This window comes from Mesorhizobium sp. Mes31 (assembly GCF_024519675.1).
GTDB lineage: Bacteria > Pseudomonadota > Alphaproteobacteria > Rhizobiales > Rhizobiaceae > Mesorhizobium.
In genome coordinates this window covers 1-21,255 of the sequence record NZ_JALJRL010000032.1, presented here as the reverse complement: position 1 = coordinate 21,255, position 21,255 = coordinate 1, and the positions used below count along the sequence as shown (strand labels likewise).

Genomic DNA, 21,255 nt, shown 5'->3' with positions numbered 1-21,255 from the left:
GTCGGCTCCAAACGGCAACGAAACGTCAACGATCAACGGAGGAAAGTCATGAAACAATCGGTACGAATCCAATCGCTTTTCTGTACATTGAGCCTCGCCGCCAGCGCGTTCGCGCTGTCGACATCCATGAGTTTTGCACAGACGCCGGAGACCTGCGTTACCGGCGTCGACATGGCGACGCTCGGGCCCAAGGGCATTGTCGGGCAGGGGCCGCACGGCGAAAAGGCAGCCTCGCCGGACGAGCTGAAATTGAGCGACGACGAAGCCGCCAAGGTCAAGGCCGGCAAGTTCAAGGTCGGCATTTCCATGCAGACGGTGAACCTCGACTGGTCGCAGCTGCAGGTGCAAGGCATCAGCGAAACGCTGGCCAAATATGGCGTGACCGTCACCGGCGTAGCGTCGGCCGAATATCAGGTCGACAAGCAGATCGCCGATATCGAGAACACCATCCAGCAGCATCCGGACGGCATCATTTCCATCCCCGTCGATTTCACCGCCACGGCACCGACCTACAAGAAGGTGGGCGAGGCCGGTATCAAGCTGGTGTTCATGGACAGCATCCCGGTTGGCCTCGAATCTCCAAAGGATTTTGCCTCGATGATCTCGGCCGACAGCCAGGGCAATGGCCAGATCGCGGCAACGATCCTGGCGTCCTGCATGCCCAAGGGCGGCACCATCGGCCTGGTGAATTTCGGCGTCGACTATTTCAGCACCAATGAGCGCACCAAGGGCGTCAGCGAGTGGATGAAGAAGAACCGGCCCGACATTGTCATGAAGCAGGTCGACTTCACCGACCCCTCGAAAGTGTCGCAGATCGCCGGTGACTTCCTGACCGGTAATCCCGATGTGAAGGGTGTGTTTGCGGTGTGGGATCAGCCGGCGCTCGACACGCTGTCCTCGATGCGCGCGCAAGGCATCGACATTCCGATCACCACGGTCGATCTCGGCCTGCAGTCGGCGATCGAGATCGCCAAGGGCGGTCCGCTCAAGGCCACCGGTTCGCAGCGTCCCTATGACCAGGGTGTCGCCGAGGCGCTGGCAATGATGAAGGCGCTGATCGGGCAACCCACGCCCGCCTGGGTCGGCGTGCAGTCACTGCCGGTGGTGCAGTCCAACGTGCTGGAATCCTTCAAGACCGTCTTCCACAAGGATCCGCCGGCAGAGCTGGTCGACGCCTGCAACAGCGCCAAGCCGAAATGCAATTGAGATCATGAGCCAGCCATGGCACCGGGGCGACCTGTGCCATGGCTGGTTATGCCGGTCCGTGGTGTCGGCGCCTGCCAGCACCACGGGCCGGCGTCGCCCGCGCGCGGGCCGCCATCGCCGAAGAAAAGGCGCCAGCCGCTGCGTGCCGACACGCGGCCGCAACCGCGATAGGCAGGTCGAGGCCGCTCAGTTGCCGATGGCAATGCCACCCCAGTCCTCAGGCGCGACATCGACGATCGACTGCGAGAAGGTCCAGTCGTGGCCGCCGAGATCACGGCAGGAATATTGGCGCTCGCCATAGGGATAGCTCGTTGGCGGGCCCAGTATGGCGGCGCCATGGCGCGCGGCACGACGATGGTGGGCATCGACATCCTCGACGCGCACCATCACGGCGAATGGCTTGGCTGTCCGCGCCTCTATCCGTTCGCCGCCCTTCAATTCGGTGACGACGACAGCCCCGTCACCGAAGCCGAGCTGGGCTCGGTGGGTGCCGATCATCAGCCGCGCTTCGAAACCAAAGGCCTCGCAAAGCCAGCGGCTGGCTTTCTCGACATCGGGATAGGAAAGCACCGGTATGACCGCGCTCGCGGGCATGGAGCGATTGTCGATCATGTCGTCTCCCGTGCCGTGTTGAAGAGGGCTCTCCGCGAGGAGCCTCCATCGCCTCAGCTATAGGGCGACCAGCACTGCTGGCGCGGTCCGTCATAGGGCTGATAGCTGTTGTCCCAGGCGCGGTAGGAGACATAGCGCTCGTAACACCAGCGCACATGCGCGGCGGCGAGCCGGGCGGCGGGACGCGGCGGCACAGGTGGCACGGTCGCCGCCGCGACGCCGGCGGCAAAGGCGGCGGCGGGGAACCAGTAGCCATTGTAGTAGCGGTAGCCGGGCCGCACGCGGACATAGCCCCGGTAGCCATTGTAGTAATAGCCGCCGCCGACGACGTAGAAGCCGCGCCGGAACCAGACCGGCGTCGGTGCGGTGGTGGCCGATACCGGACCCGAGGTCGGCACGACCGGCAAGGCCTCGGCCGGCGAGGCCAGCACCGAGGCGCCAATCATCAGGCCGCAAAACGCCGTGAGTGTCCGTTTCATCATCTCTCTCCTTTGTTGGGTGGTGTGGAAGGTCTCAGGCATCACTGGCGCCGGAGCGACCGCAGTTCGGAAATCGAAAGCGCGCCGTCGCCATTCGTGTCCGCGCGCAGCAGCCGGTCGGGAATAAAGGCGGCAAACTCGTCGCGCGAAATCTTTCCGTCGCCATTGCGGTCCATGCGGTCCGCTTGCGCCTGGAAGCCGGCGAACTGCGCGGCCTGGAAGTCGCGCTTCGACTTCACCTGCTCCACGGCTGCGCGCACCTCGCCCGCATCGAGCAGACCGTTGTGGTTGGCATCCATCCGGTCGAACATCTGCGCCCGTGCCGCCTGGATCTCGCTGAATTCGAGCTTGCGGTCGCCGTTGGTGTCGATGCGCCGGAAGAGTTCCCGGGCGCCGCCGCCATCCGCCGCACAGGCGCTGCCCGCGCCAAGCAGCAGGCCGGCAAAGGCCATGACGATCTTGTTCATGTTGGTCTCCGCATTGGGTTGGACGACCCGCCGCGGCCCGTCCTTGCAGCGCCTTCTACGCAGCGCCTCGTCCGCTCCTACGCGGCACGCGGTGATTTTTTTGAGGGCGCCGCCGGCGCAAACCGCCGACCCCACGGATTGGCAGCTCGGCAAAGAATCTTTCGCACCGGGCGTAGGGGCAGGGCGCTTCCTGCGTATCGGTCAGCAGTCGCCCCCGCGACCTGACAACGAAAGGATCATCATCATGAAACGCCCAGCACTCGTCGCGGCCCTCCTTCTGGGGCTCGCACCGCTTTCCGCCGCACAGGCCCAAGACATGCCGGGTCAGCGCATCCTGCAACGGATCGACACCAATGATGACGGTGCCATCTCGAAGGACGAGATGGCGGCCGCCCGCGAGCGCCTGTTCAAGAAGCTCGACCGCAACGGCGACGGCGTCATCGACGAGAAGGAGATCGAAAACGCCCGCGATGCGATCATGGATCGGGCAGATGCCGCGCAGGCCAGGCTCGGCAACCGCTGGCGGCGCCTGGATACGAATGGCGACGGCAAGGTCTCCGAACAGGAGTTCGCCAGCAGCATGCCGCTGTTCGACCTCGCCGACCGCAATGGCGACGGCAAGCTCTCGGCCGACGAGATCGCCTCGGTCCGCAAGCTGATCGCCGAGCGCGCCAACTGACGATCCACAAAGATCATTCCCTATCAAAACCAGGAGTACAGAATGCTCTCTTCAGCCAAATTCCCTTTGCTCTGCCTTGGCGCAATGCTTGTCTGGTCGGCTGCCTCGCCAGCCACCGCCGAGGAATGGAAACGGCCGACCGCGCATGGCGGCGAGATCAGCCGCAGCGTCAGCAAGGACGGCAACATCCATACCGGCTCGACCACGCGCACCGGCCCCAATGGCGGCACCTATACGTCGAGCTCCAAATGCGTCGGGGGCGTTGTTGACCGCTGCGCCAGAAGCTATTCTGGAACCGGACCGGACGGGCAGTCCTTCTCCGGAGAGCGGGTGTCGGCGCGTGGACCGTTCCGTGGCCGTTCGGCTGGCAGCATCACCGGCCCGGACGGCAACACGATCCACGGCTTCCGCCGCTGGCGCCGCTGACATCTGGTGTGATGGATTTGCATCCGAAATTCGTTTCTGCGCTCATCCGGATCGATGCGAATTTCGGATTCGCCAAGCCGACAGGTGCCTGCCGCCGTGTCGCATGAGGGGGCCCGTTGCGACGACGACCTTCTGGCGCGCATCGCGGCGGGCAGCCAGGGCGCATTGTCCGAGCTCATCGCCCGCCATGGCCACGGCCTGCGGGTGTTTGCGGCGCGCTATCTCGGCAATGCCGGCGACGCCGAGGATGTGGTGCAGGAGGTGTTCGTGACCGTCTGGAAACAGGCCGCCCGGTTTGATCCCGCCAGGGCGCGGGCCTCGACCTGGCTGTACCGGATCACCGCCAATCGCTGCATCGACCAGCGCCGGCGCCGGGCGTTGCGCAACTTCATCGGTCTCGACGACATCAGGGATGAAGTCGCCTCGCCGGAGGCCGACGCCGAGGCGACGACAGCGGCGCGGCAGGAACTGGCGATCGTCCGCGACGGCCTCTCGCGCCTGCCGGAGCGGCAGCGCATGGCCGTGCTGCTCAGGGCCGTCGGCGACCTCGACATCGCGGCGATCGCCGAGGTGATGGGCGGCAGCGTCGGTTCGGCCGAGCAACTGCTTGTCCGTGGCCGGCGCGCACTCAGGGATCATATGGCAATGGCGGCCGCGGGCCGCGAAAGGAAGTCCTCATGACAAGGGACGAATTCGAACGAAACCGGCGCCGTTTCGGCGACACCGTCGAGGCATGGCCGGCGCCCTTCCGGCAGCAGGCATTGGCCTTCATGGCGGACGAGGCTGGGCCTGCGGACGATCCGGACGCCGCGCTCGACCGGCTTGTGCTCGAAGCGACGCTGATCGAAGGCGACGACCAGGCGCTGGCGCGCAAGGTGCTGGCCCGTATCGACAGCGGCCCGGCGCGCTCCTCCTTGCTGCCGCGCTTCCTGTTGGCGCCGGCAGGGCTGGCGGCCTGCGCCGCGGCCATTCTCGTCGCGGTGACGCTGGCGGGCTACCAGGTGGCGCGGCTGCAGGACGATTTGCAGGATTCGGAACTTCTGGCGCTGGCATCCGGGGCGCGGCTCTCCGGCAGTGGCGGGGCCGACATGGCCGCTGATCCAGCAGAGGAGGATTCGCTTTGAGGCGCTCCTGGCTATGGACGGCGACGCTGGTGCTGCTCGCCCTTTCGCTCGCCGTCAATTTCTTCCTGGTCGGCTATGCCATGCATGGGCTGCGGCAGGGTGCGGCGGCACGCGTGCTGCTGTCGGAAATCGCCAGCACCTATCCGCCGGAGGTAAGGAAGGAGTTCCGTGGCGTGCTGCGCGACAACCGCGCACGTACCTTCCAGGCGCTGCGCGAACTGCGCACCGCGCGCGCCAATCTGGCGGCGGCGCAAAAGGCCAAGCCCTTCGACGAAGCGGCGGTGAAGGACGCGATGGCGGCGGTGCGCACGGCCACGACCAGCCTCCAGGCGACCATGCAGGACTATCTCCTGACCGCGCTGAAGAACGTCAATGCGAAGTCCGCTTCGGGAGGGTGAGCCGTCACGGCCCTACTGGCGGCACAATCGTCGCCGACCTTTGTCGGGTGTCCAACCGGGTTGCGAGGCCTGATCGCGAAGATGGAACCATGCGGCACGACAGGCTTGTCCTGACCCTGCTCTGGCGCGAGCTGCTGGCTGGCTTGCGCTCGATGCGCCGCCGCGACCTTGCCTGGATCGGGCTCGGCGGTGGCGCTCTGCTGGCCTACGCCATTGCCGACATCGTTCTCGCCTTGCATATGGCGGCGGACACGCTGCGGCAAGCGCAGGCATTGTGGACGTTCGGCCTGCCGGCGGCACTTCTTGGCCTGGGATGTTTCGCGGGCAGCGCACTTGCCGGCCTTTGCCTGTCGCGAGCCTTCGCGCCCTTCCTGAAGGCATTGCCGCTGTCGCTCGGAGCGCGCCGGCGCATGGCGGCGGTTGCGGCTTTTTCCATCGGCGGTCCGCTGGCCATGATGGTCGCGGCGGCAGTCGGGCTTGGCTGTGCCGTCATCGCAAAACCGTTGGCGCCGGTCTGGGGTCTTGGCGCGGCGGTGCTGTTTGCCACCGGCTTCGGCACGGCGGCTACTTGGCGCCTGTTGTGGGACCTTGACATGATGCGCATCGGCACTGCGGCCTTGGCGGGCGAAACAAGTGGGCGCCGGCCTTGGCTCGGTGCCTTCGATCGTTCGACACCCGCCTGGCTCTCGAGCTGGGCGTGGAACCTGCCTGCCGGCCGCATCCGGCCGTCATGGCGCCTGACCGGCGCCGCCGTCCTGCTCGGTGTCGCCGCCAGCCTGGCCGCTGCGGCCAGCCTCCTCCACCGTAACGCCGCGCCGGCAGCCATGGCTGCGCTAACAGGCGGCCTTGTCGTGTTCATGCTGAGCGCGCGTTTCCACCCGCTCGGCTCGCCTGTGCTGCGCACCGCTCCGCTTGGCTTCGTCAGGGCCTGGCTGCGCCTGGCGCGGCTGCCCCTGCAATTGTCGGTCACCTTCTTCGCACTGCCGGCGAGCGCTGCCCTGGCGGCGGAGCCGTCGGCATGGGCGTTGCCCGTTGCCAGTGGTTTATGGCTGCTGGCGCTGAACGGCGCCTACGCGGTCTTTGCCGCCTATTTCATGACCGCGCCGTTCGTCGCCGCGCTGAGCTTCCTCAGCGCCATCGCCTACGCCAGCTACGAGTCGCTCGAATATGGGCGCACCGTGCTGATCGGCTTTGCCGCCCTTGTCCTGTGGCTGTGGCACCGGGCGCGCCAGAGGTATCGCCATGGATAGTACCGCTGATGTGCCCGAGATCCTCGCCGTTCGCGGTCTCGGAGCCGGCTATGGCGGTCGGCCGGTTGTTGGCGGCATCGAGCTCACGCTCAACCCGGGCGACGTCCTCGGCCTTCTCGGCGCCAACGGATCGGGCAAATCCACCTTGCTGAAGGCCGTCACCGGTCAGATCCGCCTGCTCGCCGGGAGCGTCGCGATCGACGGCGTCGATCTCACCGGCGCGCCGGAACGCGCCAAGGCCGGTTTTGGTCTCGCCATCGATCCGCCCGACCTGCCGGCTGCGCTCACCGGCCGGCAATATCTCCAACTCGTCGCATCGATCCGCGGCTGCGCGGAGGACAACTGGCCCGGCGCCGACGTCGCCGAGCGGCTCGGGCTGGGGCGCTGGATAGAGCGGCCGATCGGCGAATATTCGCTGGGCACGCGGGCCAAGATCGCCATCGCGGCGGCACTGCTGGGCGTGCCGCCGCTGTTGATCCTCGACGAATCCCTGAACGGCCTTGATCCGCTCGCGGCCTTCGAGGTCAAGCGCATCGTCCTGGCCCTTGCGGCGGGCGGCCGCCATGCTGTCATCATCTCCACCCATGTCGTGGAAGCCGTGCCGGGCCTGTGCAACCGTGCCCTGCTTCTGGCCGAGGGTCGCGTGGCGCGACAGTGGGATGCCCGGCAGCTGGCCGAGGCCGGGCGCGTGCCTGGCGCTTTCGAAGCCAGCGTCATGCAGGCGCTTGCGACCCACGGCGCCGAGGCATGAAGCGACAGTCGCGGGCATCGCCGCGTGCATCGTGGCGTGAACCGCTTGGGCGCCAGGCATCAAAAAAACTTGGTGTGTATGTCACATTGGCGGACGCTGCCTCGTCATGATGCCGGAACCAACAGAAGGAAGCCAATCATGACCGCCAAACTTGATCTCTTCGCCGCTGCCCCCTCGCTGATGAAGGAATGGCAACGCGCATCCTTTGCCATTTCCTCCAGCCTCGAGCCCAGCCTGAGCGAGCTGGTGAAGATTCGTGCGTCCCAGATCAATGGCTGCGCCAACTGCCTCAACATGCACACCGTGTTTGCGCGAGAAGATGGAGAAACCGAGCAGCGCATCTATTTGCTGTCGGCCTGGCGCGAGGCCCCTTGCTATACCGATCGTGAACGCGCCGCGCTCGGCTGGACCGAGGCGCTGACGCGGCTCTGCGAAGGACACACGCACGACAGTGCCTATGAAGCCCTGAAGGCCGAGTTCACGCCGGAAGAGCAGGTCAAGCTGACGTTGATGATCAATGTCATCAACGGCTACAACCGCCTCGCGGTCGGTTTCGGTGGCTGGGCCGATCCGGCGACGATAAGGTCCGCTGCCAAGGCGGCCGCCGCTTGACGGCGAACGCCGGATCCGAGGACGCGGCAGCGAATTTCGAGCCGCTGCGTCCAAAGCTCATGCGTGTTGCCTACCGCATGCTCGGCTCCATGGCGGACGCCGAAGACATGGTGCACGAGGCCTTCATCCGCTGGATGAGGACCGACCGCGGCGAGGTGCGCGAGCCCGAGGCGTTCCTGCGCCGCACGGTCACGCGGCTCTGCCTCGACCAGCTCAAATCCGCTCGACGCCAGCGCGAGAGCTATGTCGGTCCCTGGCTTCCCGATCCCGTCGTGGAAGAGGACGACCAGGAAGACGTCACCTTGCCGCTGCTGCTCGTGCTGGAGCGGCTTTCCCCACTCGAGCGGGCGGCCTTCCTGCTGCACGATGTGTTCGGGCTGGGGTTTGAGGAGGTCGCGGCCGCCATCCAGCGCGAACCCGCCGCCTGTCGCCAGCTCGCTGCCCGCGCACGGACCCATGTCCGGCTGGCGCGGCCTCGTTTCAAGGTGGAAAAGCAGCAAGGCCTCGCGCTTGCCGAGGCCTTTTTCGCCGCCTCGCGCAGCGGCGACATGAAGGCGCTCGGAGCGATGTTGACGGCCGATGTCAGCGCCCATGCCGATGGCGGCGGGAAGCGTCCGGCAGCCCTCGAAGTGGTCCTGGGCTACGATGCCGTCATGAGCCAATATCAGCGTGTGGCGGCCTTTCTCCAGGAGAACGGCTCAAAACTTGTCCGCGTTGGTTTCGTCAATGGATTGCCCGGCTTCATCACGCTGGAGGCCGATGGCGATCTGCAAACGACCGCGCTCGAAATCGAGAACGGAAAGATCGCGGCAATCTACGTGATGCGCAACCCCGACAAGCTCAGGCATCTGCATTAGAGCCTGTTCCATCCCGATGGAATCGGGATGGGGCTCTATCTCTTTGTTTGAGCATGATCTTTCCCGAAAACCGGATTCCACTTTTCGGGATCATGCTCTAGGTCCACCGCCGAACGGGGAAACAACGAGCCGGAGCAGCTACCCCTTCGCTTCGACCAGGATCACAAGCGATTCCGGCACCACGCCATCGTGGGCCATCGCGTCGGCGGCTGCCTTGGTCTGCATCAGCGCGGCCATCTTGTCCATGTCCGGAACGTCCATCATCACGGCCACCCGTTTCGGGTTCTGCGGGTCGACGAACGTGCGGATGTTGGTGATCCCAAGCGCGCCGAAAAGCTCCTTGCGCTTGGGGGAACCGAGCCAGTGCTTGCTATCTTTCGTGATGTCGTGATGGCCAATGACAGTTGGCATGGCATCCTCCCCAAGGTGACGCCGGCGGTCGATGTCGCCCGCCTGATGCTGCGATCCACCTCTGCAAGCCAGTCAGCGCCGTTTCTTTCGAACTGTCAATTAGCTGTTGCTGATGGATACTTGCCGGGATGGACTGCCTGTCGGGCCGCTATTGCCGGCGGGAAATCACCCGCAGCCAGGGCGCCAGGTGGAAGGCGCTCATCAGCAGATACATCGCCGGCATGCCCGTGAGCGGTGATGTACCGGCGCCCATGCACAGCATGGCCGCATTGCCGCCTTGAACGCAGGAGAGCAGCGCCATCAGGGCGAAGGTGGGTGCCGCGGCCAGGCACAGCCATTCGGCGATGCCGGAGGAGGCGGTGCTTTCGGGGACCGCGCCGCCGGCGCTTGAGTGGAGGTCGCTCATGTTGCTTTTCCTTTGATGGTTGCGACCCGTCAGAACCAGGGTTCCTCCCCCCACTCCGCGGGGCGAGGAACCCAAGCTGGATAGGCGCCAGTCCTTCCTACTCACCCTTGTCCCGGAACGCGGCTTCGCCGGCAGCCGACACCTCGGCCCATTTCTTGTCGGCCCCGGCATCGTAATTGTCGTGCCAGTTCCACCACGAGTAGAGTGGGGTCTGCGGATAGCCTTCGGGCGAATCCTCCCAGACCTCCTGGCGGCCGAGCGGGGTGGCGTCGAGATAGCTCCAGACCGTGCCCATCGCCTCGTCGCCGCGGCTGTTGATGAAATAGGTGCGGAAGATGCGGTCGCCGTCGCGGAAGAAGACGTTGTGGCCATGCCATTCGTCGACGCCGAAGTCTTTGTCGAAGCTGTCGGTGATGGTGTACCAGGGCATCTCCCAGCCCATCCGCTTCTTCAGCCGCACGATGTCGGCCTGCGGGGCGCGCGAGGCATAGACGAGCGTGGTGTCGCGGGCGTTGAGATGGGCGAGGTGGCCGACCTGGTCGGCGCCCAGCGAGCAACCGCGGCAGGCGTGATCGGGCCAGCCATAGACGCCGGGTTCGAAGAAGGCGCGGTAGACGATCAGCTGGCGGCGGCCTTCGAACAGGTCGAGCAGGCTCGCCTTGCCATTGGGGCCCTCGAATACATAGGCCTTGTCCACTTCCATCCATGGCATGCGCCGGCGCTCGGCGGCCAGCGCGTCCTTGGCGCGTAGTGTCGCCTTCTCCTTCACGAGCAGTTCTTCGCGCGCGGCCTCCCACGCCTGCCGTGAAACGATCGGCGGGGTCTTCATCGTGACGTGCTTGGTCATTGGTCGTCTCCTTGTCAGTTTGCCGTCGCGCCGTTGCGACGTGTTGCTGCTTGCTGGTCGTGCGGTAGGGTAGGGCGGTGAGGCTGAGCGGTGGGAGTTACAAGTGTGACGGGATTTGAATCCTCTGGCCCGCCGCAGCAGGGGTGGCGCCCGGCGTGCTTGGACGTGTCGATTGTCGCGTCGAGGGGCAGATCGGCTGAACTGTGCATCTTCTTCTCCTTTGGCGCGCCGTCGGTTGCCAGCACGGCTTGCTGGTTGACGGTGCTGGCTTAAGTTAGGGCGGTGCGGCGCGGGGGTGGGAGTTACAAGTGTGACGGGATTTGAATGGACTCGCTGATCACCGCGGCAGGCATGGCGCTGGCGGCGGGCGATCCGCTCGGCGCGCTCGACCGCGTCGCCTTGCGCGACGATGCGCCGGCGCTGGCGCTGCGCGGCATCGCCATGGCGCAGCTCGGCGACCTCGAACGCGCCAAGGCGCTGCTGCGGCGGGCTGCGCGCGCCTTTGGCCCGAAAGAGGCGGTGGCGCGCGCCAGGTGCGTCGTCGCCGAGGCCGAGATCGCGCTGGTCTCGCGTGACCTCGGCTGGCCTGCCAAGGCGCTCGACGCGGCGCGGACAACGCTGGAAAAGCATGGCGACCGGCTGAACGCCGCGCATGCCGGCCACCTGAAGGTGCGGCGCTTGCTGTTGATCGGCCGGCTCGATGAGGCCGAGGACGTGCTGGCCGGGCTCGATCCGGCGCCGCTTCCGCCGGCCTCGAGGGCCGCGCACGAACTGGCCGTCGCCGGCATCGCGATGCGGCGCCTCAAGACGAAGCCTGCGCGCACGGCACTGGAGTGGGCACGCCACGCCGCCCGCCGGGCCGGCATTGCGGGCCTCATGGCGGAGGTCGACAGCGCGTTCCTGGCGCTGGACACGCCGGCGGCGCGGCTGATCGCGCGCGGCCAGCAGCGCCCGCTGCTGCTCGAGGAGGTCGAGGCGCTGCAGGCATCGCCGGGGCTGGTCGTCGATAGCTTTCGCTATGCCGTGCGCAGCGGCGAAACGATGATCTCGCTGGCAACGCGCCCGGTGCTGTTCGCGCTGGCGCGTGCGCTCGCCGAAGCATGGCCGGGCGATGTGTCGAGAGAGGAACTCGTGGCGCGGGCCTTTGGCGGCAAGCACGCCGATGAATCGCATCGCGCCAGGTTGCGGGTCGAGATCGGCCGGCTGCGCGCCGAGTTGCGGACGCTGGCCGACATCGGCGCGACCAGGCGCGGCTTCGCGCTGGCGCCGCGTCAGGCCGGCGAGGTGGCGGTGCTGGCGCGGCCGATCGAAGAGCGGCACGCGGCGGTGCTGGCCTTGCTCGCCGATGGTGAATGCTGGTCGAGCTCGGCGCTGGCGCTGGCGCTCGGAACCGGCCAGCGCAGCGTGCAGCGGGCGCTAGAGCAGCTTGATGAAACCGGCAAGGTGCAGTCATTCGGCCACGGGCGGGCGCGCCGCTGGATGACGCCGCCGGTCGTGGGATTCACGACCACCTTGTTACTCCCGGCACCGCTGCCGAATGGCTAGAAAGGGGCACGACCAACACGGTTTGAGGATCGAGACATGAAACATTCAGCGGCCGAAATCCTGCGCGAGTATGGACCGTTTCCCGGCGTGGAACGGGTCGGTGGCGTAAGCTTTGACGGCAAGAACGTCTGGTTTGCCTCGAGTGACAGGCTCAATGCCTTCGATCCGGCAAGCGGACAGCCGCTGCGCTCGATCGATGTGGCAGCACACGCGGGCACGGCCTATGATGGCCGGCATCTCTTCCAGCTCGCCAATGATCGCATCCAGAAGATTGATCCTGATACGGGCGAGGTGCTTTCCACGATACCGGCGCCCGGCGGCGGCCGCGACTCCGGGCTGACCTGGGCCGAAGGGACGCTGTGGGTCGGGCAGTACCGCGAGCGCAAGATCCACCAGATCGACCCCGAGACCGGGGCAATCCTGCGCACCATCGAATCCAACCGTTTCGTCACCGGGGTGACCTGGGTGGACGGCGAACTGTGGCACGCCACCTGGGAAGGCGATGACAGCGACCTGCGCCGCGTCGACCCGCAAACCGGCAAGGTTCTGGAGACGCTGGACATGCCGGCCGGCATGGGCGTCTCGGGGCTGGAATCCGATGGCGGCGACCGGCTCTTCTGCGGTGGCGGATCGGTAGGGGTGGTGCGGGCGGTGCGCCGGCCGAGGTGAGGGCGAGGCGCCGGTGACGATGGCGAAAGTTGGTGCTCCACGCCAACCTGACATCGTATCGCCGGCAGACAAATGTCCCTCGATGGGTGGCCATCCGGCCACCTCGCACCTAGTTAGGTTCTGCACGGGGCGGACCGCCCCGAGACATGCAGAAGGACCTGACTATGCCCGAACAGATTGCGTTGAACGACGGCGCCACCATTCCTCAACTCGGCCTTGGCGTCTGGCAGGTCGATCAAGCCATCACCGCCCAGGTGGTGCGCTGGGGGATCGAGGCCGGTTATCGACTGATCGACACCGCCGAGGGCTACCAGAACGAGGAGGGGGTCGGAGAGGCGATCCGGACCGCCGGCGTGCCGCGAGGCGAACTGTTCATCACCTCGAAACTGCGCAATGGCGCGCACCAGCGCGATGCGGCCCGCAAGGCCTTCGACGAGACGATGAAAAAGCTTGGCATCGAGCAGCTCGACCTTTTCCTGATCCACTGGCCGGTGCCCAGCCAGGACAAATATGTCGAGGCGTGGAAGACGCTGGTCGAGCTGAAGCAGGCCGGTCGCATCAGGTCGATCGGCGTTTCGAATTTCAACCAGGATCATCTGGAGCGGATCATCAGCGAGACCGGCGTCACGCCCGTCGTCAACCAGATCGAGCTGCATCCCCGGTTCCAGCAGCGCGGCATCAGGGAGTTCCACGCCCGGCACGGCATCCATACCGAAAGCTGGAGCCCGCTGGGCAGCGGCAGGCTTCTGAGCGACCCGACCCTATCAGGCATTGCCAGGAAACACGGCAAATCCGTCGCGCAGACGATCATCCGCTGGCACCTTCAGCAAGGGTTGATCGTCATTCCAAAATCGATCCACCAGGATCGTATCGCCGGCAATTTCGACGTCTTCGATTTCGAGCTGGACGCGCAGGACCTGGCGCTCATCCGCGGCATGGATTCAGCCGCCGGCCGCGTCGGAGCGGACCCCGCTAGCGCTTCGTTCCTGTTCTGAGGGAGCCGGCGGCGAAGCGCCAATCTCCCCCCAAGTGGGGGAGATGTCCGGCAGGACAGAGGGGGGGCGCTGTCCCGCTGGCGTATCAGTCCACGGCGCCCAAACCTGCCGCGATGACAATATGTTGGCAGACATTGTCGATGTCGCGGATGACATCGTCGTTCCAGAAGTGAAGGACGGTCCAGCCATCCGCTTCCAGACGCCCTGTCCTGACTGTGTCGGCCACCGCAAGACCTGCGTCGCCGTGCTGCGACCCATCAACCTCCACGGCGAGCTTTTTGTCCGGGCAGGCAAAATCGACAATGTAGCCAGCGATCGGAAATTGCCTGCGAAAGCCTAGCCCCATCAGTCTATGCGCGCGAAGCTCGTTCCAGAGCTTCAACTCGGCGTCGGTCATGACCTTGCGCATCGATCTGGCGTTTGCGCGGGTTCGCGGAGGCAATGGCGTGTGGGGCATTGTCAGTGTTCGATGTTGAGGATGGTGGGCTACGGCGCCCCCCTCTGTCCTGCCGGACATCTCCCCCACATGGGGGGAGATTGGCCGCTTCGCTGCTTTCGCCAATCTCTGTCCGCAGAGATTGGCCGCGCTCAGCACTGTGGCCCCTCAAATCCCCGAGCCGTCGAGCTGCTGGGCGTCGTCGCCTTGCCAGGGCGCCGGCATCGAGGCGCGGCTGAGGTTGGCCGTGGGCAGCGGCATCCAGCATTTCAGCTCCGGTTCGGCGTACTCGATGACGCGTCCGGGGGAGGAGTCCGAGGCGCGCCAGCCTTCGCTGGCGAACTGGTCACCGCGCGACCAGTAGGCGAGATCGACTTCCGCCGGTCCCTGTTCGGACGGACGAACCGTGACCAGGATGCGGCTGCCATCCCTCGGCGCCGTCGACATGTGGCGCCACCGTTCGGGCTCGTCCATCGCTTTTCCTCCTCGCGCCTGTGCGTCGGGGCAAGTCCAGGCCAGCCATGGACATTCCCGGACGTGCTCTTCGGGTGAAGTGTCGCCTCGCGATCCGGGCCGGTCAACCCCGGCTTTGCGCCAGCGGACGGGTTTCAGTCGGCGGATCCAGTGGCGGGGCTCGACAGGCACCGCGAAGCTGGCTGTTGCCACGCGAGAAGAACCCGGGGTGGCGACCGGCGCATACTGAGTGGAGAGAACTTGAAAGCGCCGGCCGCCATTTTGGGGCGTTGGGACGCATCACATTGGGGGGCGATGCAAGGTCAGGCTACGCGGATGCCGGATGCCTTCAATCGGAACGCGGGCCTATGGTGAACATCTGGTTACTATCCACAGGCCTCGCCTGGCCGGGGTTGCCCTCCGGATCATTTCGCCCGGGCGAGTTGCTGCTCCACGAGGTCGAGTTCCTTCTTGTAAAAACCCTCGAAGCCGGAGGAATAATGCTGTTCGCGGAAGATGTCGCGGGCGGCGATGAAGGCGTCGCGGGCCGCCAGCAGGCTCGCTCTGTCGTGCGTTCTTGTCCCGATGGCGAGCAGGATCTCGCCGCGCACAGAATGGGTCTTGCCCCAGATGACCGGCGACTTGTCGCGTTTCAGTTCGGTGAGCGCGAGGTCCATCTGTTCCAGTGCCTTGCGGTAGAGCGGCACGCTGTTTTCGGCATCGCCGATGAAGCGGTAGGCACGGCCCTGGTTGTAGGTGATGGTCGCCCAGGTGAAGGGGTCCAGCTTGCGGGTGATCACCTCATGTGCCTTGTCGAAGGCAGCGATGGCCTGCGTGAAACAGTCGGGGCACTTGCCGCGCTGGCCGAGCGACAGGAGCACGGAGCCGAGATTGTTCTGCGTGTTGGCCCAGTCGACCGGCTGCGTTTGCCGGGTGCGGAACTCGAGCACGTCCTGAAAGGCGGCGCGCGACTCTTCCAGTTTCTCCGTGTCGTCCGTGATGTCGCCGAGCTTCTGCAAGGAGACCGCGAGGTTGCCCAGTGCCATGGCCCACTGCATCGGCACCTTGTCGCGGGTCCAGACGGTGAGCGCGGCGTGAAAGGCCTCGATCGCGGCGGTGTAGTTCTTTCTGGCATCACCGCCATCGCCAAGGGCGGTGAACTCGTTGCCGATGTTGTTTTGCAGTCCCGCCCATTCGTCGGGATTGGTCTTCTTCGTGTAGACCTTTGTCGCCTGACGGAAGGCCTCCATGGCCTTGGCGTAGTAGGCCGCGCCGCCGGCGCGCTGGCCCATCAGGTCATAGGCGTTGCCGAGGTTGATCAGCACGGTCGCCCACAATGCCGGCGTGCGCTTGCGCGTGAATATTTTCAGCGCATCCTCGTAGACCTCGATCGCCTGCTCGACACGCGCCGTGCCGTTTTCGCGCGCGGCCAGCGCCGTCAGCGTGATGCCCTCGTTGATGGCGACGCCGGCCGGGCCGCCGGTGAAGACGGTGACGCCGGGCAGCAGCTTGGCCGCTTCGTAGACGTCGACGGCTTCCGACAGCGCCGCGTTCTCGCCCTTGATCATGCCCTGGTCGGTCAGCGCGTCGGCCTCGAAGATCTTGTAGATGAAGGCGGTCTTCGGATCCCAGCGCTCGGCCTGCCGGAAGGCGTCCTCGTAACGCCGGGCGGCGGTGCGGTAGTCGAAGTTCAGGATTGCGGTCCGGGCATGATCAGCAAAGGTGTCGGCCAGTTCCAGCCGTCGCTGCCTGATGTTGGCCTCGGCCTCGTCGAGCTGCTTGTCGATCTCCTCGGCGCGGGCGCTGGCCCTGGCGCGGAAGGTCAGCGCAAGCTGGATCGCTCCTTCCGATTGCGCGCGGTCGGCGAGGCCGGAAAGTCGAATCAATTCCGGATCCTGCCGGGTTTCGGTGTCATGCTGGGCGAGGATTTCGCGCAGCTTCCGCGCGCCCGCGGCGAGCTGTGCCTGCAGATCGCCGGGTCCGGACGACGTGTCGACCCGCAGGGCGCCCAGCATGCCGTAGAGCTGGTCGAGCGGCACTTCGTTCTGCGCCGCCACCGTCTCGACCATGGAGCGCTGCTCGGCTGGTGTCGCGGCGATGGTCAGCAGCAGCTTGCGCCGCTCGGAGCGGATGGAGGCCTCGTCGCCGCCGGTCTCTTCCGGCGCCTGGCCGAAATAGAGCAGGCGCCGCAGGCTGGCATTGGTCCATGGCAGCTGCCGGCCGCCGGTCTTCACATAGACTTCCTCGGCGACCATGGTCATGACATCGCCGAAAGCGAAGCCGCCGGCGGCGAGATGTTTCAGCAAGGCGGCGGTATAGGGGCTGTTGCCGCCGGGCTCGCCATCGAGCGCCGCATGGCCGGGCTCGGCGGCGAAGCCGATCACCTCGCCAAGGCTTTGCGGTGCGCCGGATGCATCGGCCAGCGGCGCGGCGCCGCGCGCCAGATCGAGCCCGGCGGCGGCGACCGTTGCCGCGCCGGACGGGGCGGCAAGCGTTGCGCCCGGCGGAAACGGATTGGTGCGGCAGGCGTCGAGCAGCACGATCGCCACCGGCACGCTGGCCTTGAGCTGGGCCAGCAAGGCCGAGACCGGCACCAGCCGGTTCGCCGGATCGGAAAGCGAGGAGGCGTCCGCTTCGACGGGGACAAGATAGTTCTCGCCGCCGGCCTCGATGCCATGGCCGGAATAATAGAGCAGTGCGACATCGGCGCCGGCCGCGTCCTCGACGAAGTGTTTCAGGCCACGCGCCAGGCGCGGACCGTCGCCGTCGGGGATCGAGCTGACCTCGAAGCCGAGACTGCCGAGCAACTGGGCGACGGCACGCGCGTCGTTGGCCGGGTTGGGAAGCGCGGGCAGGGACTCGTATCTGGACTCGCCGATGACCAGCGCCACGCCGCGTAACGGCCTGGCGTCTTCGGCGGATGCCGGCCATGCCAGTAGCAGCTGCATCAGCAGCAATGCCGCGAAAACGATGACGCGATGCCAGCCCGCCATGCGCAACCCCGATAAGCCCAGCCCATGCTAACCGGCACAAAGTGGCGGCTCAATGACGGATGTTCGAGGTGGTTTGAAGGGCAATCGGCAATTGCCGAAGCCAGCGCCGCCCCTCATCTGGCTGCCGCCATCTTCTCCCCGTGAACGGGGAGAAGGACGCTCGCATCGGCGGTTTCGCCAATCACCAACGTTGCAAGGAAGGCGCTCGCGTTGCGGCCAGCTTCTTTCTCCCCGTTTACGGGGAGAAATGCCCGGCAGGGCAATGAGGGGCGGCGCCTGCGTTACGAATCGAGCAGTCTCCGGGTCGTGCCGCCTTATCCAGGCCAGCGTCATCCACAGCTGTGCGCAACACCGGGCAGGCGGGCATCGGCGCTCGACGGGCTATCCTGCGGTTGATAAGTCCGTGTGCGAAGGAGCCTTGAGTCGAGACATGACCGTTGCGATCGAGATGGGACACACGACCGCCGGCGCCCCGGCGACCCTGGATCTCGAGGAACTGCTGGCGACCCGCCTTCTGGTGCAGGGGAATTCGGGATCCGGCAAATCGCATCTGCTGCGGCGTCTCCTGGAGCAGAGCGCGCCCTGGGTGCAGCAGACCATCATCGACCCCGAAGGCGACTTCGTCTCGCTGGGCGACCGTTACGGCCATCTGGTGATCGATGCCGAGGAGCATACCGAGCGCGGCCTGCAGAGTGCTGGCGAGCGGGCGCGCATCCATCGCGTCTCCACCGTGCTCAATCTCGAAGGGCTCGACGCCGAGAACCAGATGCGGCGCGCAGCCGCCTTCCTCGGCGGGCTGTTCGAGGTCGCGCGCGACCACTGGTACCCGATGCTGGTGGTGGTGGACGAGGCGCAGCTGTTTGCGCCGGCGGTGGCCGGCGAGGTTTCGGATGAAGCGCGCAAACTCTCGCTCGGCGCCATGACCAATCTGATGTGCCGTGGCCGCAAGCGCGGGCTTGCCGGCATCATCGCCACCCAGCGGCTGGCCAAGCTCGCCAAGAACGTCGCCGCCGAGGCGTCCAATTTCCTCATGGGCCGCACCTTCCTCGACATCGACATGGCGCGCGCCGCCGACCTTTTGGGCATGGAGCGGCGGCAGGCGGAGGCGTTTCGCGACCTGGAGCGCGGGCAGTTCATGGCACTCGGCCCGGCGCTGTCGCGCCGTCCGCTGGGTCTGCGCATCGGCCCGACCGACACAAGCCCGCGCAATGGCACGCCGCGACTGATGGCGATGCCGGAGTCGGCGCTCGAGGACGCGCGCGCGATCATCCTGGCCGCGCCGCCGCCCGAGACCGTGCGGCCGCAGCGCCGGTCGTCGCCGGATCTGCTCGATCAGCTGATGGCGGCGAAATCGGCGGCGCTGGAAATCCGCCCCGAACCGGCGGATCCGCAAATCAGCGCCGAGGATCTGGCGGAGCGGCGGGAGCGCGTCGACCGCGTGCTGCGCGCCATCCTGGCGCAGCCCGATGCGGGTTTTCGCGTCATCGGCGTGCTCTACCAGGAATTCGTGGTGCGCTGCCGCATCGAGGGCCTGGCCTCGGTGGTGCCCGACCTGCCGGAGTTTCGCCGCATGCTGACGCGCGCCCGCGCCGGGCTGGGTTCCGACATGACAGCAGGCGATGACGCCTGGCAGGACGTCTCGGTGCGCGCCTCGCTGCTGCCCGACGACATGCAGGGCGTGTTCATGATGATCGCGCGCGCGGCGAAGGAAGGCTGGCCGTGCCCGAGCGACGCCGCTATCGCCCGCGCCTATGGCTCGCACTCGCTGCGCCGCGCCCGGCGCCTCTTGACCTATATCGAGGAGCAGGGCCTCATCGTCTGCCAGCTCGACGGGACCGGAAGGCGCACCGTGACGCTGGTGGAACTCGCCTGGGCGACAGCGCCGGGCGACCCCAATGCCGGGGAGGTGGAGCAGGGGAGTCTGGCACTGTGAGGGGCAATAAGAATACCCACAAGCGGTGGCTATAGCCAAACGGCAAATGCAGCGCCAAAGTCTGCCTTGCGCCACGAGCGGTCATTGACCGAGCAGATGTTCTGATGTCGCCTTGGGCACGAAGGCGGACTGGCGGCTCCCGGGCCGAAGTTGCCGACAAGGAGCCGTGCCGCTGACGACCTCTTTCGGTCATTCAACGGATTCGCCCACAAATTGCTCGACCGAGCCAGACGTCCTTTTCTCTCTCGATGCCCCGTCCTGACGAAGTAAGCCAAACGCCAAACAGCTGTCGAAACATGACATCCTGCTAGCGGCAGATGGGGTCATTCGCGGCTTCGGCCGCCGCATTCTATCCTTGTCGGCCCGTGGACCCGACTCGCAGCTGACGAGAACGGCCAGCCGACTTGGGTTAAACCCTATTTTTTGGTGACTGCCACTCCCAGTTCCGAATCCACCTCATCTTCAAATGCGCGCTTCTTGCTGGCGATGAACTCGCGATAACCCTCGGGATCCACCCATGCATTTACTCCCTCGGTGGCGGCGCGCTTGAGCTTGCCTTCCATGTTGAAATACTCGGTATGGAAGCCAAACCAGATATCTGGTTTCAGCATCTCGTGAAAATGATGCGTGCGGCGGAAATCATCGGCAATTCCCGGGTAATCGGCCTTCGGACCGACTAGACGATAGCCTGGGTTGAAGCCTCCTCCGTCGGGAAAAACAACCTCATAAGTCTTGCCTGCTTCTGTGACGTGCGTGATCCAAGTCGTCGATCCCCGGGTATGTCCGGGCGTGTTGTATCCAGTCAAAGTGACGTCGCCGAGGCTGACCCGATCGCCGTCACGTAACACGCGATCGACGTGGACCGGGTCCTGTCCCATCACTTCCCAGTCCTTGCCGTAGTGAAAATCGCTCTTGCCGCCATCCTCGATCATTGCCACGTCTGGCTCCATGATCGCGAGTTGTGCACCGGACAATTTCTTCAGATAGGCGAATCCGCCTGCGTGATCCGAATGGCCGTGACCATTTATGATGATCTTGATGTCATCGGGCTTGAAGCCAAGCTTTTTGATGGAGGCCTCGATCATCGGGCCCGATTTGGTATCGCCGGTGTTGAGCAGAATATCGCCCTGAGACGTTACGAAAAGGAACGAACTCAGGCCGCGCGTGCCGACAAAATAAAGCGGCCCGGCAATGTGAAAGGGCTCCTGCGGTTCTTGCCAGTGCAAAAATTTTGTCGCGAGGGTGATGAAGAGCTTGTTGTCCTGGGCCAGTCTTTCCTTGGTGATTCCCTCCTTGGCGATATCCTCAGCAGTGAGTTTCTCTTCGCTGGAGATGTCTTGAGCCATCGCGATGCAAGAGATCATTGAAAAGCAAGCTATTAGAATGGAAAGCGGCATTTTGAACATGATCTTCCCCTTTCGGAGTACGTGAAGCATGATCGTGTTTGTGTCAGCGGGATCATCGCGTCCCGGACTATTCGCGATGCAATCATACCAGAGTATATAGCTCGAGACGAGTACACGCTCGATGGCATTGAAGCTCAGAAAACAACGCGAATGCTTGGCGTGGCAGCAGTGCTGGACCACGCTCGGAGCGACCAAGCGCGTGGCTTAACCTCCAGCTGCGCGCACCGGGCTCTGTGAACTGGGCCTAAAGCGTGTCGCGTTTTAAGGGATTCAGGATTCCCATTGATTTGAGTTCGTGAT

General features: G+C 65.5%; 24 protein-coding genes. 14 read left to right on the top strand and 10 right to left on the bottom strand.

Annotation, left to right across the window (positions count from 1 at the left end; genetic code table 11):
- Positions 1-48 precede the first annotated feature (48 nt).
- Positions 49-1,206 (top strand): substrate-binding domain-containing protein, encoded by a 1,158-nt coding sequence (locus NR193_RS31820; protein WP_256754627.1) that lies wholly within the window; start codon positions 49-51, stop codon positions 1,204-1,206.
- 186 nt (positions 1,207-1,392) lie between these two features.
- On the opposite strand, the gene NR193_RS31815 is transcribed toward NR193_RS31820, so the two are convergent.
- From NR193_RS31815 to NR193_RS31805, 3 genes are read right to left on the bottom strand one after another with little or no spacing between them, the layout of a single operon-like run.
- Positions 1,393-1,818, bottom strand: coding sequence for a VOC family protein (locus tag NR193_RS31815; RefSeq protein ID WP_256754626.1), 426 nt, complete (start codon positions 1,816-1,818; stop codon positions 1,393-1,395).
- Positions 1,819-1,871: 53 nt separating this feature from the next.
- A complete protein-coding gene (locus tag NR193_RS31810) occupies positions 1,872-2,300 on the bottom strand; it encodes a BA14K family protein (protein WP_256754625.1) in 429 nt (142 codons plus the stop codon).
- Between the two features lie 38 nt (positions 2,301-2,338).
- A complete protein-coding gene (locus NR193_RS31805; protein ID WP_256754624.1) occupies positions 2,339-2,749 on the bottom strand; it encodes an EF-hand domain-containing protein in 411 nt (136 codons plus the stop codon).
- Between NR193_RS31805 and NR193_RS31800 the strand changes: the two genes are divergently transcribed.
- From NR193_RS31800 to NR193_RS31760, 9 genes are all read left to right on the top strand, one after another.
- A complete protein-coding gene (locus tag NR193_RS31800) occupies positions 2,748-3,443 on the top strand; it encodes an EF-hand domain-containing protein (RefSeq protein WP_256754623.1) in 696 nt (231 codons plus the stop codon). The two genes, NR193_RS31805 and NR193_RS31800, sit on opposite strands and share 2 nt — an antisense overlap.
- 42 nt (positions 3,444-3,485) lie before the next feature.
- Complete coding sequence (locus tag NR193_RS31795) at positions 3,486-3,869, top strand: hypothetical protein (protein WP_256754622.1); 384 nt, start codon at positions 3,486-3,488, stop codon at positions 3,867-3,869.
- A 96-nt stretch (positions 3,870-3,965) separates the two neighbouring features.
- The gene (locus NR193_RS31790; RefSeq protein WP_256754621.1) at positions 3,966-4,550 is read left to right on the top strand and encodes a sigma-70 family RNA polymerase sigma factor; all 585 of its coding nucleotides are present in this window, start codon (positions 3,966-3,968) and stop codon (positions 4,548-4,550) included.
- Positions 4,547-4,993, top strand: coding sequence for a hypothetical protein (locus tag NR193_RS31785; RefSeq protein WP_256754620.1), 447 nt, complete (start codon positions 4,547-4,549; stop codon positions 4,991-4,993). The genes NR193_RS31790 and NR193_RS31785 overlap by 4 nt, the downstream gene beginning before the upstream one ends.
- On the top strand, positions 4,990-5,391 hold the full coding sequence (locus tag NR193_RS31780) for a periplasmic heavy metal sensor (RefSeq protein ID WP_256754619.1): 402 nt from the start codon (positions 4,990-4,992) through the stop codon (positions 5,389-5,391). The genes NR193_RS31785 and NR193_RS31780 overlap by 4 nt, the downstream gene beginning before the upstream one ends.
- 89 nt (positions 5,392-5,480) lie before the next feature.
- Positions 5,481-6,641: a hypothetical protein gene (locus NR193_RS31775; protein ID WP_256754618.1), complete on the top strand. Its 1,161-nt coding sequence runs from the start codon at positions 5,481-5,483 to the stop codon at positions 6,639-6,641.
- Positions 6,634-7,392 carry an ATP-binding cassette domain-containing protein gene (locus NR193_RS31770; protein WP_256754617.1) on the top strand — a complete coding sequence of 253 codons (759 nt, stop codon included), beginning with the start codon at positions 6,634-6,636 and terminating at the stop codon, positions 7,390-7,392. The genes NR193_RS31775 and NR193_RS31770 overlap by 8 nt, the downstream gene beginning before the upstream one ends.
- Positions 7,393-7,530: 138 nt before the next feature.
- Positions 7,531-8,004 carry a carboxymuconolactone decarboxylase family protein gene (locus NR193_RS31765; RefSeq protein ID WP_256754616.1) on the top strand — a complete coding sequence of 158 codons (474 nt, stop codon included), beginning with the start codon at positions 7,531-7,533 and terminating at the stop codon, positions 8,002-8,004.
- 59 nt (positions 8,005-8,063) lie between these two features.
- Positions 8,064-8,861: a sigma-70 family RNA polymerase sigma factor gene (locus NR193_RS31760; RefSeq protein WP_375162758.1), complete on the top strand. Its 798-nt coding sequence runs from the start codon at positions 8,064-8,066 to the stop codon at positions 8,859-8,861.
- A gap of 138 nt (positions 8,862-8,999) precedes the next feature.
- Here the strand turns inward: NR193_RS31760 and NR193_RS31755 are convergent, their stop codons facing one another.
- The 3 genes from NR193_RS31755 to NR193_RS31745 form a co-directional block, all read right to left on the bottom strand.
- Positions 9,000-9,272, bottom strand: coding sequence for a hypothetical protein (locus NR193_RS31755; RefSeq protein WP_256754614.1), 273 nt, complete (start codon positions 9,270-9,272; stop codon positions 9,000-9,002).
- A 148-nt stretch (positions 9,273-9,420) separates the two neighbouring features.
- The gene (locus NR193_RS31750; RefSeq protein ID WP_256754613.1) at positions 9,421-9,678 is read right to left on the bottom strand and encodes a hypothetical protein; all 258 of its coding nucleotides are present in this window, start codon (positions 9,676-9,678) and stop codon (positions 9,421-9,423) included.
- Between the two features lie 97 nt (positions 9,679-9,775).
- Positions 9,776-10,525, bottom strand: a complete 750-nt coding sequence (locus tag NR193_RS31745; RefSeq protein ID WP_256754612.1) for a thioredoxin family protein — start codon at positions 10,523-10,525, stop codon at positions 9,776-9,778.
- A gap of 324 nt (positions 10,526-10,849) precedes the next feature.
- Between NR193_RS31745 and NR193_RS31740 the strand changes: the two genes are divergently transcribed.
- From NR193_RS31740 to NR193_RS31730, 3 genes are all read left to right on the top strand, one after another.
- The gene (locus NR193_RS31740; protein ID WP_256754611.1) at positions 10,850-12,070 is read left to right on the top strand and encodes a helix-turn-helix domain-containing protein; all 1,221 of its coding nucleotides are present in this window, start codon (positions 10,850-10,852) and stop codon (positions 12,068-12,070) included.
- Between the two features lie 36 nt (positions 12,071-12,106).
- The gene (locus NR193_RS31735; protein ID WP_256754610.1) at positions 12,107-12,739 is read left to right on the top strand and encodes a DUF5074 domain-containing protein; all 633 of its coding nucleotides are present in this window, start codon (positions 12,107-12,109) and stop codon (positions 12,737-12,739) included.
- A 164-nt stretch (positions 12,740-12,903) separates the two neighbouring features.
- Positions 12,904-13,734 (top strand): aldo/keto reductase, encoded by an 831-nt coding sequence (locus tag NR193_RS31730; RefSeq protein ID WP_256754609.1) that lies wholly within the window; start codon positions 12,904-12,906, stop codon positions 13,732-13,734.
- 85 nt (positions 13,735-13,819) lie between these two features.
- Here NR193_RS31730 and NR193_RS31725 read toward each other — a convergent pair whose 3' ends face one another.
- The 3 genes from NR193_RS31725 to NR193_RS31715 form a co-directional block, all read right to left on the bottom strand.
- Entirely contained in the window at positions 13,820-14,191 is a 372-nt protein-coding gene (locus NR193_RS31725) for an endonuclease domain-containing protein (RefSeq protein WP_256754608.1), read from the bottom strand.
- A gap of 147 nt (positions 14,192-14,338) precedes the next feature.
- Complete coding sequence (locus NR193_RS31720) at positions 14,339-14,644, bottom strand: hypothetical protein (RefSeq protein ID WP_091581511.1); 306 nt, start codon at positions 14,642-14,644, stop codon at positions 14,339-14,341.
- 404 nt (positions 14,645-15,048) lie between these two features.
- Entirely contained in the window at positions 15,049-17,616 is a 2,568-nt protein-coding gene (locus tag NR193_RS31715) for a caspase family protein (RefSeq protein WP_256754607.1), read from the bottom strand.
- 430 nt (positions 17,617-18,046) lie between these two features.
- On the opposite strand from NR193_RS31715, the gene NR193_RS31710 reads away from it, so the two are divergent.
- Positions 18,047-19,549, top strand: coding sequence for an ATP-binding protein (locus tag NR193_RS31710; RefSeq protein ID WP_256754606.1), 1,503 nt, complete (start codon positions 18,047-18,049; stop codon positions 19,547-19,549).
- Positions 19,550-19,965: 416 nt separating this feature from the next.
- Here NR193_RS31710 and bla read toward each other — a convergent pair whose 3' ends face one another.
- On the bottom strand, positions 19,966-20,955 hold the full coding sequence (gene bla / locus NR193_RS31705; RefSeq protein WP_256754605.1) for a subclass B3 metallo-beta-lactamase: 990 nt from the start codon (positions 20,953-20,955) through the stop codon (positions 19,966-19,968).
- Between the last annotated feature and the right edge of the window lie 300 nt (positions 20,956-21,255).